The sequence below is a fragment of the Vibrio sp. 1562 genome, assembly GCF_033340155.1.
In the GTDB taxonomy this organism is placed as follows: domain Bacteria; phylum Pseudomonadota; class Gammaproteobacteria; order Enterobacterales; family Vibrionaceae; genus Vibrio; species Vibrio alginolyticus.
This window is the reverse complement of record NZ_JAWOVY010000337.1, coordinates 1-706: the sequence shown is the minus strand read 5'-3', so window position 1 is coordinate 706 and position 706 is coordinate 1. Positions and strand designations below refer to the sequence as shown.

Below are 706 nucleotides of genomic sequence, written 5' to 3'. Positions count from 1 at the left end.
TACTTATAATCAAATGATGATAGAGCTAAACGGTGACGATCAAAACCCTGGGCTAATTAGTAAATTGGAAACTGATTTGCAACAGCCAGTATATGCGAAAAGCGGCTTGACCCAAGCTAGGCTTGCTATTATTCGAAGTGAAATCAATACAAACCTTGCTAACTACAATGCTAGCCAACAAGAATTGGTTAATGCCAGTCAGCAAGTATCATTTAAGCAGTTGTATGAATCAGTATCTAAATTACAAGCGAATAGCCCTGATAAGTGCCCAGCCTGTAAAACTCCATTGACACAGACAGCCCTGAATCCTTATGCACATGCAGACGAAGAGCTGCAAAAGCTACAGCATCTTGCAGTTTTACAAGCTAAATCCCAAGAATACTATCAGAGCCTTAATCAGTCATTGGCGGAACTATCACAAGTCATTAATGTTTCCTGTGATCGTTTAACAGCTAACCCTCTTCATAAGTTTAGACTTGCCTCTAACATCCAGCCTACAATTAAGTGGTTTAACTCAATGCTTCAACCGTCGCAAGGTGGTTATACGGCTTGGCAACAGCTGGAAGCGCAAGTACAACAATTGGAGCAAAGCGATACCGCAATTGAACAACAAGTCCAAGTTAGAACGGCGAAGCAGCAGGAACTGAATAGACTACGTGGTTTTGCGAAGAGCATAACTGTATTACAAACACGCCGCCAAACAGCT

1 pseudogene is annotated in these 706 nt (G+C 41.8%); it reads left to right on the top strand.

The features are described from left to right. Nucleotides 1-76: 76 nt before the first annotated feature. A pseudogene (locus R7Z49_RS25045) lies at nt 77-706 on the top strand (chromosome segregation protein SMC); the annotation flags it as partial.